We start from the raw sequence: 16342 nt of genomic DNA on the forward strand, positions 1-16342 counted from the left end.
TTAATCATGAATAGATAAAAAAGATGCCCAAAAAGCATTTGGGCATCTTTCCTCGGCTGCTATTTATAATTTGGATTCTGGACCAGAATTCCTTGGTTCTTGTCAATTTCTGATTGAGGCAATGGCCATAGGTAATGTTTATCTTCAAATTTATAGACGACCGGTGCATCTTGAACCGCATTCAGCACCGTTTTAGCGGTCTTCCATCTTTTCAGGTCAAAATAATGCTGTCCTTCGAAGGCAAGTTCCACCCGTCTTTCATGGCGGATTTTTTGCCGCATGACATCTTTCGTCAGCCCTTCAGGGAGCTTGGGCATACCAGCCCGTTTGCGTATTGCGTCAAGCGATGTGTACACGAGTGCAGTAGGACCATTCAGTTCGTTTTCGGCCTCGGCAAGCATTAATAAGACATCTGCATAGCGCATGATAACCCAGTCTTGTTGACTTAACGTACTATAACCAAAGGGAGCAATTTGATTTTGTGACAAGAATTTACTTACTCCAGCTCCTGTTGGCCTTGCATTACTCGGAGTATACGCGACACCATTGATAACATATTTGTCAATGAATACCGTTTTTGCCAATCGGGGATCCCGTTTGGTTAATGACGCGTTTGTAAATACATCTGAATTGATGGTAAACTTACTTGTCCCTTTCTTTGGAACAGCCAAACCGGGGCTGCCGTCCAGCATTTCAAATTCTTCGATAAAATTGATCAATGGGCTTGAGACGACCCATTCACCATACCACATATCGGCAGATGAAGATGCATTCGGGGCCAGGAATTTCACCGACATCATGATCTCAGGTGACGCTTCCTGGGCAGCATCGTTAAAATTGTCAGCAAAGTCATTAGCCAAGGAATAGCCAGAAATTTCGCTCAACAATGTTTTTGCTTCTTTCATTTTAGCCTGGATCGCCTGACCGGCATCATTATAGGCAGTATATAAAATCATACGTGCCTTATACGCTTTTGCTACATCTTTGGTCCATCTGCCTTTTGCAGCCTTAAAGGTGTTTTCCGGTAAGTTCGTGATCGCAAAATCAATATCATCCATCATAAACTTATAGACATCGTCGGCAGGCTTTTTTTCCTGATATTGTGTTTCCAGCGTCAGCGGTTCACTGACGATCGGTACTTCCCCATAGCTGCGATACAGAAAACTGTAGTAAAATGCACGGATCATGCGTGCCTCAGCTTCATAGCGTTTTTTCGAATCCTCATCAAATCCCGCAAATTCTTTCAATTTGCTCAGAAAAATATTGACTCGTGCCACATCTTGTAGAGCTCCTAGATAAGTGTCCGACACGAAGCCAGATGAAGTAGGATCTAAGCTTCCCTGAACCATATTGGTCGTCATTCCATATTGTCCTTCTGCATGTTGGCCGTAGGCATTGTCCGTAAGATTATCCCAGCATGGCATGGTAGTGGAATACCCGCTGCGCCGCATACTGCCATAACTTGCTGTGAGTGCAAGGTCAAAATCTTCCTGTGTTTGCCAAAAAGTACCCGAAGAAGGTCTGTCATTGGGATTTAAGTCAAGGTCATTACAAGCCGTACAACTTAAAGCAACCAGTAGAGCATATATAATTTTTTTCATTTTTATTCCTTATTTAGAATTCAATATTTAGTCCGAACGAAATAATTTTATTCTGCGGATATTGTGCAAATCGGCCATCACCCGAACGCTCTGGGTCCAATCCTTTGAATTTGGTAACGGTGAAAAGATTATCACCCGCAAAATAAACTCTTACGCGATTGATATTCGCCCTTGATGTCAATTGTTGCGGAAGTGTATATCCGATCGTCAAGTTTTTCAGACGTAAGAATGATGCATCCTGCAGATACCAGGTGCTTGGTCTTCTATTGGGATTCGTTCCGTCCCAGCCGAAATATAAGCGTGGATTTTCATTCGTGCTACCTGCGCCCGTCCAGCGGTTATTGACAAAATCTACCGTAGGTGGTGTTCCCTGAATAAAAGGTTCCAAGCCCCATCCGTCCGTAAAGATTTTTCTACCTTCTACACCTTGCAATAAAAAGGAAACATCAACGCCCTTCCAGGAAACATTACCATTAAAGGCATATTCGAATTTTGGAAATCTCCCTGGAATAATGGTGCGGTCATCGTTATCAATGACATTATCCCCATTGACGTCCCGATATTTGAAATCACCTGGACGAAACTCACCTGAAAATTGTTTTGGAGAGTTGGCTATTTCTTCTTCTGTCTGGAAGATGCCGATAACGTCCAGCATGTAAAACGAATTGTACGGAAGGTCATTTTCACGGATCATATAGCCATCAATTTCACGTGTGCCAAATTTGATAAGTTTATTCTTAAACATATCAACATAAAAGCCACCGCCAAAGGTTAAGCCCTCAAGTGAACCGTCATTAATTCTGTCATTGTATTGAACGGAAAGTTCATTACCTGTATTCAACATATCCCCACTATTGATAAAAGGAGCGGTTAAGCCCAATGCACCTGTTACTTGGGCCTGACGCAGAATATCATAAGTATGCTTTCTGTACCAATCATAAGTAATATTCAGTTTATTGAACAAGCGGATATCGACACCGATATCGGCCACAGCAGTAGACTCCCATTTTATGGAGGAATTAGAAAGAGCGGTCTGCGCTACTCCCGGACTTAATACGGAGTTGTCATATGGATAATCCCCAATAAAGCTCAATAAATCCTGATAGGGATAAGGAAAGTCTCCACCGATATTCTGATTACCCAACAGACCATATGAGCCCCGGAATTTCAGATCGGTCAACCAATTGAAATCTGCTTTTTTAATAAATTCCTCCTCTGAGACTCGCCATCCTGCAGAGAATGAAGGAAAGAAGCCCCAGCGGCTGTTTTTCGTAATTCGTGATGTCCCATCGTAACGGATATTTGCTTCGAGTAGGTACTTCTCTGAGAAATTGTAGTTTACTCTACCGAACAAGGACTGTAGGGCCCATTCTGTGGTATTACCTTCAGCGGTCTGAATAGCTGCGGTTCCTGCGTTTAACTCCGGAAGATTATTTGTGATATATTTTTGGCGATAGCCCTGTAAGTACTGGTAGTTATTGTACTCTTGACTATATCCGACTTGTACGCCAAAATTATGTTTCTGCGCAAGATTGAAATCGTATTTCAAATAAGAAAACAGATTTGTATAGTAATTTCTGCTATTATTGGCAATCAGACCTTCCCCACCCACGTCTAATGTTCTCGTAAAATCGCCCGAGTGAAAGTCATACAGATTGACGACCGGGCGCCAGTCCTTATAAGAAACGTCACCTAGGTTTACCGCAAGTTTTGAGTACCATTGCAGCCCCTTGGCCAGTTTAATATCTGCCCATACCTGAGACTGAACATCATAATTGGTGGTTCTTCGTAGGACGTCATTTTCCACAATCGCGACCATGTTTTTATTATAACTTTCAAAATTATAAGCTGAACTCACATATCTTCCATCGGGTAAAAATGGTGCATAAGTAGGTGCTTGTGCCAAGGTCGACAGGAATGCATCGTCCTGGCTCTGTCTTGGATTTTTTTGATTGCCTTTTTCCATGGCAAGGTTTACACCTATGGTAACCCAATCTTTGAGCTGAGACTTAATATTTGTCCTGAAATTATATTTCTCAAAATTAAATCCTTTCATGGTGCCGGGCTGATCAATATAACCGGCTGTAATATTATACGTTGTTCCTTTATTCCCACCGTTTAGCGACAGGCTATGATTTTGTACCGTGGCCGTATTGAACATATAATCTAACCAGTCAAAGTTGGGGTATTTTGTTCTGTCCGTTGCATTGCGGTAAGCATTGATCATCTCATCGGTATATAGCCCAGTGGAAATACCTGAGTTTGCTTTGGCCTCGTTGAACAATTCCATATATTCGGCAGAATTAGTTACCAGCTTGAGCATTTTTGTTGGCGAGTGAAACCCAACATTTGTATTATAATTGATCTTAAATCCTCCTTCTTTACCAGACTTGGTCGTTACAAGCACAACCCCGTTAGCGGCTCTCGCGCCATAGATAGATGCGGACGCAGCATCCTTTAACACAGATACGCTTTCGATATCATTTGCGTTCAATGCAGCTAGCGAACCCGGTACACCATCAATCAGGACCAAGGGATCCGACCCGGCGGCGCTATAGGTACCTTGTCCACGTACCCGGATCTGGACACCTTCACTTCCTGGTTGGCCAAGTCCCTGTACAATGCGCACGCCTGGCATCTGCCCTTGCAACATCGTACTCGGATTTGTAACCGGCCTTTTCACCATTTCATCGCCTGAAATAGAAGAGACTGCACCGGTTAAATTGACCTTTTTCTGTGTCCCATAACCGACAACAACGACCTCTTCCAGCTGAGTTAGGTCTTGCGTCAAAACGATATTGATATTGCCGCGTTGGAAAGGTTGCTCTTTCGTTAAATAGCCAACATAAGTAAATTGGAGAACAGCATCCTCTTTATCCACCACTAACGAGAACTGCCCCTCACTATTCGACAGTGTAGCCCGTGAACTTCCTTTTTGCTTGATGGAAACCGATGCCAAAGGCTTCCCTTGGTCATCAGTAACCTTACCGGATGCGACCAATTCTTGTTGCGCAGCTTTTTTCCGAAGCAATACACGATTATCTTTGATCAGATCTGCAGTCAGACCTTCTTCTTCCAATAGCGGTAATAAGACCTTATTCCATGGTTTGTTATAAACGTCTACATTTTTGAACCGGATATGCCGAATGAGGTTATCATTATAAATGAATGAAACGTCAGTTTGTTCCTCAATAGACAAAAGAAGGTTTTTTAGCGATATTTCGTGATAGCGAACAGAAATCGTCCCCTGTGCTTTTGATGGGCTTGCAAACAAATTACAAGAAAAAGCCATCAAAAGGAATACGGTTAACTTAATCATGAAGAGCCATTTTAGGTAATAGAGGATTGGCACATGAATTTCAGCATGTGAGTTTTTTTTCATACTTTTAAAGCTTAAAAATTGATCAATAGAGCATCTCACTTTCCTAGGGCACGATGCTCGTGGTTAAACATTCGAGGGTATATCATCTTGGTATACCCTTATTCTTTTTATCATAGGTCTTTTATGTCATATGTGGTTATTTTAGGTAGATAATTCCATTTTCAACTTTATATTTAAATTTCCCTCCGGTTTGTTGTAATAAGTCCAGCACCTGCTCGCAATTCCGTTCCTGAAAAACACCTGAGAATGATTCTTCTTTTAAACGGTCATTTTCAATGACGATAGTCCGATTATACCAACGTTCCATCTTTTTGACCATATATTCCAATGGGTCATCATTAAAAACCAGTTTGTTATTAATCCACATCAGTTCTGAAACTTCCTCATTTTCTGCTGAAATCTTTTTATAGTCCACATCATCAGCTACAATTCGAGAGGATGCCGCATCATTTCTAAAAGGAGCTTTAATCTGCTGTTTAACGATCTGTTTATTCGGTATCTCAACCTTGTCTCCCGGATTCATGGCATAGTCGCGTTTCCCATGTATGCCATCTACATGCAGTTTTACACTCCCTTCAACTAATGATGTCGCCATTTTCTTTTCTTCCGGATAAGCCCTAACATTGAAGACAGTACCCAATACCTCTATTTCATTGCCTAGGGCATGTACATGCAAAGGCAGCTCTTTATTCTTGGCAACTGAAAAGTAGGCTTCTCCTTTGAGGTCAATGATACGATGTTTTTTACCGTAGCCTTTTTTTATTCGCAAGGTACTTTCACTGTTTAACCAAATTTCTGTTCCATCACTCATCCGAAAGAATTTGCGTTCGCCTTTGTCGGCCACGATCTGCTCCCATTCTTCGCTTGCCTCCACCGGAGAATGGTATTTATCTGTAAACCAGAGCAAGCTTAAGAGGCAGGCGACACAAGCAGCGGCTGCGATATAACGGTATTTTTTCCATATTTTTCGGATAATGAAAGGTTTGTTGGGCGTAGACGCTTTCAGGTATAAATCGTTCGGTTGTGTCTTTTCATAAATGATCTCGGCTTTTATCCGTGCTTCATCATCTGCCTGATGACCATTCAGGTAACTCAAAAAAAATGCTCTATTTGGATCATCTTTGATCAAAATATGCAAAGCGTCACGCTCCTCAAGTGAAAGCGTACCCTCCAGGTGTTTTTTTAGTAGTTCTAAATAATAATCGTCCTCTTCTGCTAACATCGTGTAAAGCCAGTCTATATTCTATAAGACACAGCGAGATGGCAATGTCCCCAATGGGAGATAAATTATTTTTTATTGTAGCCCATAGCTTTTGGAGAGCTATCTGTATATGACGGTCGATGGTTTTAGTAGAAATTCCCATGATGTTGGCAGCTTCCTTATAGGTGTAATTTTCATCTTTGACCAACTTAAAAGCTTGTTGAGTCTTGGGTGGAAGGGCTTCAATAGCTTGTTCGATCTGCCTTACTTTTTCCGTTGAAATATAATCATCTTCCGGACTGGGATAATCAGCATTCGGATACGCTGCAAGTTCGTCGTGTCCGACAAGATGGGCTTGTTGGACACGTAAATAATTAAGACATTTGTTCTTTACTGCACGCAGCAAGTAGGCTTCTACAGACACAATGGATATTAAATCAGAACCTAAATGCCACATTTTCCACATCACTTCTGATGCAATATCTTCTGCAATGTGTTCATCTTTCACAAAATTTAAAGCATAGTTTTCCAATGCCCCTAAATTGGCTATGAAAAAAGCTTTAAAAATGGGCTCCTCCCTGTCTATCGCTATTCGCCTTTTCTGTTCTTCTGTCAGTAGTTTAAGAAACATGGTTATCTGCTTCGTTGCAGCCTGCAAGATAGTAAATATCTTTTACATAGGTTATAAGACCAGGGATGCAAGCTGAATAAGTGCCTGTTAAGTCATGGAGAAACGTAACAAAGTATCCGTACAACAGGAGTATAAGCTTCTTAAAGATTTTATTCTATTTTTTTAAAGTCCAGACTTGAGTCTTTTCATTGTATTGCCCCAAAAGATCATTTTGTTTTATATCTATTAATTTGTATTCACCGCATGGAGAATTTTCGTTTATTTTTGCAGTGTGTGTAATCTTATCTGTAACTCCTGGTTTAAGTTCAATATAAAATGTTCCATTTTCTTCATAGCTTAAAGGGACTATAAGACATTTTGAATCCTTGTTGATTGTAAAAGAGATGAGAGATGGTTCATCATTCGCTAATATTTTATATATTTTAATTTTCTCATGGGGATACACCGGGCTGTCTCCAAAGATTAAGTCTTTACCTGTATCATCTACATAATTTATATTAGCGTTTAAGGATACATAGTTCAGACATAGTGGTATTTCTTCCTCGTCATCTTTACAAGATGTAATGGAAATAAAAGCAATGGATAGAATTAATAATTTTAAATAATTTTTCATTTTTGAGGATGTTTGTTTGATTAGTACAGTATTATACGAGTCTTAAGGCTATTATGCTACATGAGTGTAGCTTGCCTAGGATTGTCTCAACGATAAAAATTGAGGGAAAGAAGCAAAAAGGGCTGCTTTTCTTTAAAGAAAAGCAGCCCTTTTTGCTTTGTGCTCCCACCTGGGCTCGAACCAGGGACCAAAAGATTATGAGTCTTCTACTCTAACCGACTGAGCTATAGGAGCAGATATTTGTTCTGTCAATTTAAGCGTTTGATGTGCCGTTTTGACGATGCAATTATCGATATTTGTATCGATATTTCAAAATAATTCGATGGAAAAAATTAAAAATATTGTTCTTGATTATGGGAATGTGATCTTTATGATCGACTTTGTAAAATTGAAAGCTGCTTTTACTCAGTTAGGTATAGAAAATGTGGATGAAGTTTTTGGACATCATGGTCAAAGTGCACTTTTTGACGATTTTGATAAGGGAAAAATTGATGCTGCGCAATTTCGGGCGGGGATCCGCGGATTGACCAAAAATCCTGCCCTGACCGATGAACAGATCGATGCGGCCTGGAATAGTTTACTTGTTGGTGTTCCAAAAGGTAGCCATGAAATATTGCTGCAATTGAAAGCCAAATACCGTACCTTTTTATTGAGCAATAATAACGCGATACATTATGCCTACTGTATGAATGACATTCGTGAAAAATATGGTGTCGCCGATAATGAGGGCTTTTTCGAGAAGACCTATTATTCACATTTGGTCGGCATGCGTAAGCCCGATGCCGAAATCTTTACATTAGTGATGGATGAACAACAGCTAAATCCATCGGAAACATTGTTTATAGACGATAGCCCGCAGCATTTGGCAACAGCCAGCCAGCTTGGTTGGCATACGGCCTTGTGTACCAAGGAGAAACCATTGTCGGTTTTATTGGAACAATTTGAGCTGTTGTAAAAATTATTTTTCTTTTCATATTTAATAGAAATATCGTACCTTTGTCCCACTTTAAATTTTAAAAGCGACGAAAGGAGGTATATACAACGCATGATTATCGTAAATGTAAAAGAAGGAGAATCTTTAGATAGAGCATTGAAACGTTTCAAAAAGAAATTCGAGAAAACTGGAGTTTTAAGAGAGTTGCGTTCACGTCAAGCTTACGAAAAGAGATCTGTAACTCGTCGCATTCAAGTGAAAAAAGCGATTTACAAACAATCTTTGAATCAAGATGTGGCTAACTAATTGATTCGCTGAGAATTTTAAAATATAAAGGGAAAAGCAATGCTTTTCCCTTTTTTTTGTGCTTTTAAGTTTGTAATTTAAGGATAGTATAGCAAGGGAAATTATGTTGGAAAAGGAGTTCATGAGGTACCTACAGTTTGAGAAAAGATATTCGGAACATACAGTGATCGCTTATCGGCATGAGTTGGAGATGTTTCAGTCTTTTTTAACGGTGGAAGGTCTGGAGGTCGGGGCAGTGGAGTACCGGGACTTACGTCATTATTTTGCGCAGATGATGGAAGGGGGCAAAAATGCAAGCTCGGTCAACCGTAGTATGTCTTCTTTGAGAACTTATTTTAAATTTCTTCAACGGGAGGAATGCATCGCTAAAAATCCGATGACTCTGATCAAGGCGCTGAAGACAGCAAAGAAATTGCCTGTGGTGGTTGAAAAGGAAAAATTGGTGCGTTTGCTGGACCATTTGGAACAAGAGCGGGAAGACTTCGAATCATGCCGTAATTATCTCGTGATGGAATTGCTTTTCGGAACCGGGATCCGGCTGGCGGAATTGTTAAAGATTAAGGAACAGGATATTGATTTTTTTAATAAAAATATCCTTATATTAGGTAAGAGGAACAAAGAACGCCTGGTTCCGATCAATGATCTTTTACAAAAAGAATTGAAAAACTATTTGCAACAAAAAGCAGCGCAATTTGTTGATACTAATAACAGCTTACTGATCGTTACGAAAGAAGGGAAACCAGCTTATGCCAAACTGATTTACGATATTGTGCATCGGTATTTGACACTGATTTCCACTCAAGGTAAGAGGAGCCCTCATATTTTGAGACATACATTCGCAACAGCCTTATTGGATAATGGGGCAGATTTAAATGCAATCAAAGAACTGTTGGGGCATGCGGGGCTTGCTGCAACGCAGGTGTACACGCATAACTCGGCAGAACGACTGAAGTCAATTTATAAACAAGCTCATCCAAAAGCTTAAAAAAAGGAGGAAAAATGAACATTACTGTGCAATCCATTCGATTTAATGCAGATCAAAAGTTAATCGAATTCATTAAAAAGAAAACAGGAAAATTAGAGCAGTTTTTGGATTCAATCATTGGTGGTGAATGCTATCTGCGATTGGAAAATGTCGATGACGAAGCGAATAAGATTTCGGAAATTAAATTAAATATCCCCGGAAGCCAGCTTTTTGCCAAAGGACAGGCAAAAAGTTTTGAGGAGGCAACGGATCTGGCCGTAGAATCCTTGCGTAGACAGATTAATAAACACAAAACAAAAGCAAAAAATACCGTTATTAGCAATCGTAAAGAAGTACTTTCCATCGAAGAGGAAGAAGAGGAAGAGTACGATTAAAATTAAAATATAGATACACATTTTTAGTTAAAAGGAGGCCATGAACTGGCCTCCTTTTTTATTGTGGACGGATTGGATGGTCTACTGGCTCCATAACAGCTTTGGGCACGGATTAACCAACAGACTGACGGGGCCATTTTATTTATATTAAATCAAAATAATGTTTAGTTTTACTTGGATTGATTATAAATAATATTTACTTTTGGTCAGTTTAAAAGATAAGGGTAATAGAAATGTCAGAATTGGTTTGTCCGTTAGCAAATGTTGAAGAAGTATTTTCAACCACCGCTGGAGCAGTGTATCAATGCAGCCGTAAAAATTGTTTCTGGTTGGAGTATAATCAGGAGACAACTGCTTTTTCGGTGTCAGATTTTTTTACATTCAAAAAACGTATTGATGCAATCGATGTGGAACATATGATCAATGATACGACGCGTTCATCTGATTTTGAAATTATTATGCCTTTTCGTACCGAACGCTGCTTTATACTTGCTGTGGAGGATGTGCTTCAACTGCGGGAATTATTGGATGGCGCCAAATTTATGATGGAATTGAATAGTGTCGTCAGAACCTGTTTGCAAATGTCCCCATTTGCTGTCTTTGCCTAAAAAATAACATAGAATAGTACAATATATTACAACGTAAAAGCGGTGGAGTATCAACAAAGATGCGCACCGCTTTTATATTTAATAGGGTTATTTAATTTAAATTTAAATAAGTCTCTTGTGAAGCCTGCTTGCCGCTAGGCCGAATACCTCATTTTGACCATTTCCGGAGTAACATTGTTTTAATTTATTGCCTATTGAAAGTATCAATACAACGTATTTGTAATTGTACTGATTCTAAACAAGTTGTGCTCTTTAAGGCTAATTTAGACTGAATTTGTATTGCATATTGTTGCTACACAATTTATAAATCTACCGTATCTTTGTGATATCATCAGGTGCTAAGGTCAGGTACCTGTACATTGTTTTAGAAATTAAACTTAAGGTAAATATGAAAGATTTATTGAAATTAAAATCTTCTTTGAAAGAAGAGATCGAAAATATACTAAACGCACAGATCAAAGTTGAGGCCCATTCGTCTGCTTTATATTTAGCGATGTCATCATGGTGTGATGATCAAGGATTAGAAAATGCTGCTGAGTTTTTTGCAAAACAATCCAACGAAGAGCGAGAGCATATGTTGAAACTTTTCAACTACATCAATAACCGTGGCGGACGTGCAATTTCACCAGAAATAACTGGTATTCCACAAGATTTCGAATCTTTCCGTGGTGTGTTTGAGCAGACTTTGGAGCAAGAAATGTTTGTCACTGAGCAATTTAATAATATTGCTGACCGATGTGCCAAAGCGAAGGATTATGTAACATTCAACTTTGTACAATGGTTCCTAGAAGAGCAAGTTGAAGAGGAGTTTGTGGCACGACGTATCCTGGAGTTGTTCGATGTCATCGGCGAAGAGGGTACTGGTCGCTGGGAAATTGATAAACATCTTGTTAAAGTAACCTTTGCTGGTGAATAATAAATTGTAAAAAATTCTTTGTAAAAAACGAGTTGTTTTCCTGACAACTCGTTTTTTTTTATACAAAACAGCAACTTTTTACGTTAATAGCTTAAGAATTCTTATATTGAATTGTATTATTGCAAAGTCTATTTGATGGAACTAAGGGGCGGGAATATTATCCGGTTTATATTTTTGTTGTGTGCCATAAGCTTTTTTTTTCTGCCAGTGTGTACCTTCGGTCAGGCGACAAAAAAGGAAGTCTATGGGATTGTTGTCGATACAGCAGGAAAGCCTCTGAAGGGAGTCAGTGTTCACTTGACAAGTTCCCGTGATACCTTATTTTCCTCCACCTCCACGACTGGTTACTTTCACTTCAGTAGGGTGCTGGGCAATGATATCCGTATCAGCTGCAGTCAGTTAGGTCTGAGTATACTGGAACGCAGCTATCCACTATACAGCAGTACGACCGCCAAGCTGGATGTTGGAAAATTGACTATGTTTCCCCATGTTTCCCAATTAAAGGAGATCGTCATTCAGAAATACAAACCCATTGTTTATAAACAAGACACCGTACAGTTTAATTTGGATGCCTTTCAATTTGACCGGCGGGCATTGCTAGAAGAAGCATTAAAAGCTTTACCTAATGTACAGGTGTCTAGGGATGGCTCTGTGTATGCTTATGGTAAACCGATATCTTCTGTCAAAGTCGACGGACGCAAATTTTTTGGCGGGGATGTGTTGACTGCAACACGAAATCTTCCGGCAGATTTTGTCAAAAATGTGCAGGTAATTGATTTTTATGGGGACGAAGCTACCGCAAAAGGAATTAAGGGGGCCGAGTCCGAAAAGATATTGAATATTGTCCTGAAGGAAGATAAGAAGAAAATTACCTTTGGCCAGGCAACATTGGGCGGGGGGACGGCCGAACGGTACCTTGGAAGTGTTGGGCTAAACAGATTTGATAATGGAAAGGAATATTCCGTGGTCACCTCAATCAATAATACAAATACGAATCTATTTTCTTTTGGATCGCCAAATGGTGGGGAACGGGAACGGGAAATGGGTGAACTCGCAGATTTTGCTGACCCAACGGATGGGGTCAATAAAATAAGCTCCATCGGTGGTAGCTTTTCCAGCCCACTCTCAAAAACAGTGACCGCAAGTGGAAAATATTCTTTTGCACAACGCAATAATTATACGGAGGGCAATTCATTTTTACAGTCAATATATGGAAATGGTAAGGAAACAACCAACTCGATCAGTAATTATGAGGATTATAAGATAAAGACTGTCGATCGCACCCACAAGATGGACTGGGATTTTGATGTGAAGCTTTCTGCAAAGGATCAGCTGAAGATATCGCCCAAGCTTGGCTGGACCAATTCCTCCAGTCAGACCATAAAGGATAGACGGATAAAAAATAATAATCTGAGCAGTACAGGTAATTACGGTGCGGTAAATAGCACGGAAAGCCCAAGTGCGGCGCTTGATCTATTTTATGTGCGGAGTTTCGATAAACCAGGCCGAAAGGTATTGTATACCCTACATACTGATTTTAATTCATTAGATAAGGATGAAGAGGTGCGTGATTTCAATAGGGCGATCGATAGCAGCCTGATCCCGTCCAGGATCAAAGAAACTTATCTCAATCAAATGGTGCGCTCCAACAATGAAAATAAGAATATTCAGAGTCGTCTGTCTCTTATTGAGCCGGTTGACCTTGGGGGGACATTGGAGATCAATTACGACTTTGACTATACCAAAATTGACGCTAGCCGCTCTACATTTGATAATAACAGCGATTTTAACAATGGCCCTGTTTTGGTGGATTCACTGAGCCTGAAATATGACTATGCATTCGCCAGTAATAAAGTGGGTATGATCTACCGTCAGGATCTGGGCAAAAATGTGAAGGCAAATTTTGGATTTGCAGTGCAGCCATCCGAACTGACGGGAAGTTCATCCGATAAATCGATAAGGACTTCTTATTCAAATGTGAACTTTGTTCCTTCCGCAGGACTGAAATGGAAGTTTACAAAAGAAGAGGATCTATCTATTGATTACTATGGACGAAATAATCAACCGAGCTTTTACCAGATACAGCCCGTAGTTGACAATACAAACACGCAGAATATTATTGTCGGAAACAAAGACCTGAAATCCGAATTTGCACATAGCATTGTTTCAAAGTACCGGAAATCAATGACACGGAAGGGGCAGTATCTTGAGGCCAGTCTTGCCTATAACTTGATCAATGAAAAGATTGTTGCAAACCGTACCATCGAACCGAACTCAACCGTGCAGAAAACCACGTACCGCAATACCGAAGGTTATTATGATATTAAGAGCTACTATCTTTTTACAGCATCTTTGATTTCGGATAATTTGCAGATGAGTCTCAATGGAAACGCTGATTATTATAATAATATATCATTTGTTAACGATAAGAAGAGCTTTGGCGGCCATTTTCTGTTTTCACAGGCCGTTCAGTTTCGCTACACCTGGAATGACATCCTGGAGGCAGAGCTGAATGGTAACTATTCGCTGAACAGAGCCACGTTTGATTGGCCCGTTCAGGATAATATTACGGCACATTCAGGTATTGTTGGATTGGGGTCCAAAGCTTATCTCGGTCAGCATTTTACACTGGGGCTGGAGTTGTCCCAGAAATTTAATGCCGGTTATTCGAGTTCGTGGAACAATATTAATCCAACCATTATTAATGCCTATATGGAATATACCTTCGGCCGGAATAACTTTGGGCTGCTGAGATTTCAGGGTTTTGATCTGATGAATCAAAATACTGGAATTTCCCGTGCCGTGGTAGGGAATGATATTTTGGATGTGCAAAATAATCGATTGGCGCGTTATTTTATGCTTTCGCTGAATGTGCGTTTACAAAAATATCCTAAAAAATCATGATGAAAGCAGTTGTCATTACCGCTCCTGGCGGACCTGAAGTATTAAAGGTTGCTGAAATTGACCGTCCCCGGGTCGGTGATTTTGAAGTTCTGGTGGAAGTGAAGGCTGCCGGAGTGAACAGGCCTGATGTTTTTCAGCGTAAGGGGAACTATCCGGCACCCGCAGGTGTGGATCCGCGGGTGCCCGGACTTGAAGTGGCAGGAGTCGTGGTGGAAAGAGGGCAATATGTAGAAGACTGGCAGCTGGGCGACCGCGTGTGCGCACTTGTCGCTGGAGGAGGATATGCACAGTATGTCAACGTCCCCCAGGGACACTGCTTGCCTATCCCGGTCAATTTAACTTTTGCGGAAGCGGCTTCCTTGCCAGAAACCGTATTTACCGTATGGGACAATGTCTTTCGGAGAGGGAAGATTCAGCCTGGCGACCATCTGCTGGTACATGGTGGTGCCGGTGGTATCGGCAGTACCGCTATTCAGTTGGGCGCATTATTTGGTGCGGTCGTTTGCACGACTGTCAGCTCAGCTGAAAAAGCACTGTTCTGTCAAGGACTGGGGGCTGAAAGAATCATCAACTACACTTCACAGGACTTTCAGAATGAATTGGCTGATTTTGGAATTGATGTCATTCTGGATAGTATAGGTGGGGACTATTTCGAGAAAAATCTCGCACTGCTGAATGATGACGGAAGGCTTGTATATATTAATGCCATGCAGGGCGCTAAAGTCGAACTGAACCTGCTCAAGCTCATGCAAAAGCGGATTGTGCTGACCGGGAGTACGCTTAGGGGGCGGGATCATGAATTTAAGCAAACCTTACGTGATGCAGTCTGGACGCATGTATGGCCCAAAGTTTCCAATGGGGAATTTAAACCTACACTATTCAGTATCCTTCCTTTTGAGGAAGCCCCAGAGGCACATCGGCTGATGGAAAACTCAGACTTATTGGGTAAAATTGTGCTAAGCTTTTGATTTTTGGAAGTTTAGCGGTGTTGTTCCCGTTATATTTTTGAAATATTTATGGAAGCTCGAGAAGTTTTGGAATCCAGCTTCAAAACAGATCTGTTTGACCGTATGTTTGTTCTCGAGCAATAAAGTGCAGGCCGTTTTTACGCGCATTTCAATCAGGAACTGAAAAAGAGTCTTTCCAATCTGTGATTTAAAATAACGGCAAAAAGAATTTGGCGTCATCCCGGTCAAAGAAGCCAGCTCCTGCAGGCGGATCTGATCCCGATAATTTTCTCCAATATATTGCATGGCTATACGCATGCGGTCGGCATCTTGATTTTGTAGCTGAATGGTAAAAGTCGAGCTGGTCAGCAGGTCCTGCTGCTGTTCGCCTGCAATAATGTTCAGGATTTCCAGCAGATGGATGATGCGTGAGGTGCCCGTCGTGGCCAAGATAGCATCCATTAAAGGTTCTGTTTTTCTTTTACTTGATGCAGAAAGTGCAATTCCTCTTTGGGAGATCCACATCAAATCTTTGATATCTTTGTTTTCCGGCAGGTTCATGAATTCATTACCCCAAAAATTCTCCTTGAAATGGATTACCCGGATATCTGCGGGTATGGGATCTGCCCGGAGATAGATTTCGTCGAAGAGCCAGTAATGTGGCAAATTGGATCCCACTAAAGTCATATCCCCAGATTCGAAACGCCGGACACTGTCGCCGATGAACTGTGTGCCTGAACCTTGCGCAAAATAGATCAGTTCAAGTTCTTCATGGTAATGCCAAAGATTATGGTATTGTGGTGTACTGTCTTTTCTGGCGTTGAATGAATGCGTGAGATTGTTGTTTAAATGCAGTAACTGGGCTTTCATGACTACGAAATATATGCTGTAAAGTTACATATTTCAGTTTGGTTATGGTAATATAGCTTAATAATTTGAT

Annotated in this window: 14 protein-coding genes and 1 tRNA gene; 8 read left to right on the forward strand and 7 right to left on the reverse strand. The window is 40.6% G+C overall.

Annotation, left to right across the window (positions count from 1 at the left end; translation table 11 throughout):
• Positions 1–59: 59 nt before the first annotated feature.
• The 6 genes from HX021_RS17890 to HX021_RS17915 form a co-directional block, all read right to left on the reverse strand.
• Positions 60–1601, reverse strand: a complete 1542-nt coding sequence (locus HX021_RS17890) for a RagB/SusD family nutrient uptake outer membrane protein (RefSeq protein WP_286591917.1) — start codon at positions 1599–1601, stop codon at positions 60–62.
• A gap of 13 nt (positions 1602–1614) precedes the next feature.
• The gene (locus tag HX021_RS17895; protein ID WP_286591918.1) at positions 1615–4920 is read right to left on the reverse strand and encodes a SusC/RagA family TonB-linked outer membrane protein; all 3306 of its coding nucleotides are present in this window, start codon (positions 4918–4920) and stop codon (positions 1615–1617) included.
• Positions 4921–5119: 199 nt separating this feature from the next.
• The gene (locus HX021_RS17900; RefSeq protein WP_286591919.1) at positions 5120–6205 is read right to left on the reverse strand and encodes a FecR family protein; all 1086 of its coding nucleotides are present in this window, start codon (positions 6203–6205) and stop codon (positions 5120–5122) included.
• A complete protein-coding gene (locus tag HX021_RS17905) occupies positions 6135–6815 on the reverse strand; it encodes a sigma-70 family RNA polymerase sigma factor (protein WP_286591920.1) in 681 nt (226 codons plus the stop codon). The genes HX021_RS17900 and HX021_RS17905 overlap by 71 nt, the downstream gene beginning before the upstream one ends.
• Before the next feature lie 154 nt (positions 6816–6969).
• On the reverse strand, positions 6970–7428 hold the full coding sequence (locus HX021_RS17910) for a hypothetical protein (protein WP_286591921.1): 459 nt from the start codon (positions 7426–7428) through the stop codon (positions 6970–6972).
• A gap of 160 nt (positions 7429–7588) precedes the next feature.
• Positions 7589–7662 (reverse strand) — tRNA-Ile (locus HX021_RS17915).
• An 88-nt stretch (positions 7663–7750) separates the two neighbouring features.
• Between HX021_RS17915 and HX021_RS17920 the strand changes: the two genes are divergently transcribed.
• The 8 genes from HX021_RS17920 (at position 7751) to HX021_RS17955 (ending at position 15423) form a co-directional block, all read left to right on the forward strand.
• On the forward strand, positions 7751–8383 hold the full coding sequence (locus HX021_RS17920; protein ID WP_286591922.1) for an HAD family hydrolase: 633 nt from the start codon (positions 7751–7753) through the stop codon (positions 8381–8383).
• Between the two features lie 90 nt (positions 8384–8473).
• Positions 8474–8668, forward strand: coding sequence for a 30S ribosomal protein S21 (gene rpsU, locus HX021_RS17925; protein ID WP_046672133.1), 195 nt, complete (start codon positions 8474–8476; stop codon positions 8666–8668).
• A 121-nt stretch (positions 8669–8789) separates the two neighbouring features.
• Entirely contained in the window at positions 8790–9653 is an 864-nt protein-coding gene (locus HX021_RS17930) for a tyrosine-type recombinase/integrase (RefSeq protein WP_353621059.1), read from the forward strand.
• 14 nt (positions 9654–9667) lie between these two features.
• Positions 9668–10027: a ribosome hibernation-promoting factor, HPF/YfiA family gene (hpf, locus tag HX021_RS17935; RefSeq protein ID WP_286591924.1), complete on the forward strand. Its 360-nt coding sequence runs from the start codon at positions 9668–9670 to the stop codon at positions 10025–10027.
• Between the two features lie 233 nt (positions 10028–10260).
• Positions 10261–10635 carry a DUF6686 family protein gene (locus tag HX021_RS17940; protein ID WP_286591925.1) on the forward strand — a complete coding sequence of 125 codons (375 nt, stop codon included), beginning with the start codon at positions 10261–10263 and terminating at the stop codon, positions 10633–10635.
• Positions 10636–11023: 388 nt separating this feature from the next.
• Positions 11024–11551 (forward strand): ferritin, encoded by a 528-nt coding sequence (locus HX021_RS17945; RefSeq protein ID WP_286591926.1) that lies wholly within the window; start codon positions 11024–11026, stop codon positions 11549–11551.
• A 135-nt stretch (positions 11552–11686) separates the two neighbouring features.
• Entirely contained in the window at positions 11687–14455 is a 2769-nt protein-coding gene (locus HX021_RS17950; protein ID WP_286591927.1) for a TonB-dependent receptor, read from the forward strand.
• On the forward strand, positions 14452–15423 hold the full coding sequence (locus tag HX021_RS17955; protein WP_353621060.1) for an NAD(P)H-quinone oxidoreductase: 972 nt from the start codon (positions 14452–14454) through the stop codon (positions 15421–15423). The genes HX021_RS17950 and HX021_RS17955 overlap by 4 nt, the downstream gene beginning before the upstream one ends.
• On the opposite strand, the gene HX021_RS17960 is transcribed toward HX021_RS17955, so the two are convergent.
• Positions 15412–16272, reverse strand: coding sequence for an AraC family transcriptional regulator (locus HX021_RS17960; RefSeq protein WP_286591928.1), 861 nt, complete (start codon positions 16270–16272; stop codon positions 15412–15414). The genes HX021_RS17955 and HX021_RS17960 overlap by 12 nt on opposite strands.
• Between the last annotated feature and the right edge of the window lie 70 nt (positions 16273–16342).

Source organism: Sphingobacterium sp. N143 (genome assembly GCF_030325625.1).
In the GTDB taxonomy this organism is placed as follows: domain Bacteria; phylum Bacteroidota; class Bacteroidia; order Sphingobacteriales; family Sphingobacteriaceae; genus Sphingobacterium.

Bases quoted from the DNA above. Each gene is read 5' to 3' on its own strand.
- HX021_RS17910 (WP_286591921.1), bottom strand. From the start codon at position 7,428: ATGAAAAATTATTTAAAATTATTAATTCTATCCATTGCTTTTATTTCC.
- HX021_RS17920 (WP_286591922.1), top strand. From the start codon at position 7,751: ATGGAAAAAATTAAAAATATTGTTCTTGATTATGGGAATGTGATCTTT.
- HX021_RS17955 (WP_353621060.1), top strand. From the start codon at position 14,452: ATGATGAAAGCAGTTGTCATTACCGCTCCTGGCGGACCTGAAGTATTA.
- hpf (WP_286591924.1), top strand. From the start codon at position 9,668: ATGAACATTACTGTGCAATCCATTCGATTTAATGCAGATCAAAAGTTA.
- rpsU (WP_046672133.1), top strand. From the start codon at position 8,474: ATGATTATCGTAAATGTAAAAGAAGGAGAATCTTTAGATAGAGCATTG.
- HX021_RS17940 (WP_286591925.1), top strand. From the start codon at position 10,261: ATGTCAGAATTGGTTTGTCCGTTAGCAAATGTTGAAGAAGTATTTTCA.
- HX021_RS17960 (WP_286591928.1), bottom strand. From the start codon at position 16,272: ATGAAAGCCCAGTTACTGCATTTAAACAACAATCTCACGCATTCATTC.
- HX021_RS17945 (WP_286591926.1), top strand. From the start codon at position 11,024: ATGAAAGATTTATTGAAATTAAAATCTTCTTTGAAAGAAGAGATCGAA.
- HX021_RS17930 (WP_353621059.1), top strand. From the start codon at position 8,790: ATGAGGTACCTACAGTTTGAGAAAAGATATTCGGAACATACAGTGATC.
- HX021_RS17900 (WP_286591919.1), bottom strand. From the start codon at position 6,205: ATGTTAGCAGAAGAGGACGATTATTATTTAGAACTACTAAAAAAACAC.
- HX021_RS17890 (WP_286591917.1), bottom strand. From the start codon at position 1,601: ATGAAAAAAATTATATATGCTCTACTGGTTGCTTTAAGTTGTACGGCT.
- HX021_RS17905 (WP_286591920.1), bottom strand. From the start codon at position 6,815: ATGTTTCTTAAACTACTGACAGAAGAACAGAAAAGGCGAATAGCGATA.
- HX021_RS17950 (WP_286591927.1), top strand. From the start codon at position 11,687: ATGGAACTAAGGGGCGGGAATATTATCCGGTTTATATTTTTGTTGTGT.
- HX021_RS17895 (WP_286591918.1), bottom strand. From the start codon at position 4,920: ATGATTAAGTTAACCGTATTCCTTTTGATGGCTTTTTCTTGTAATTTG.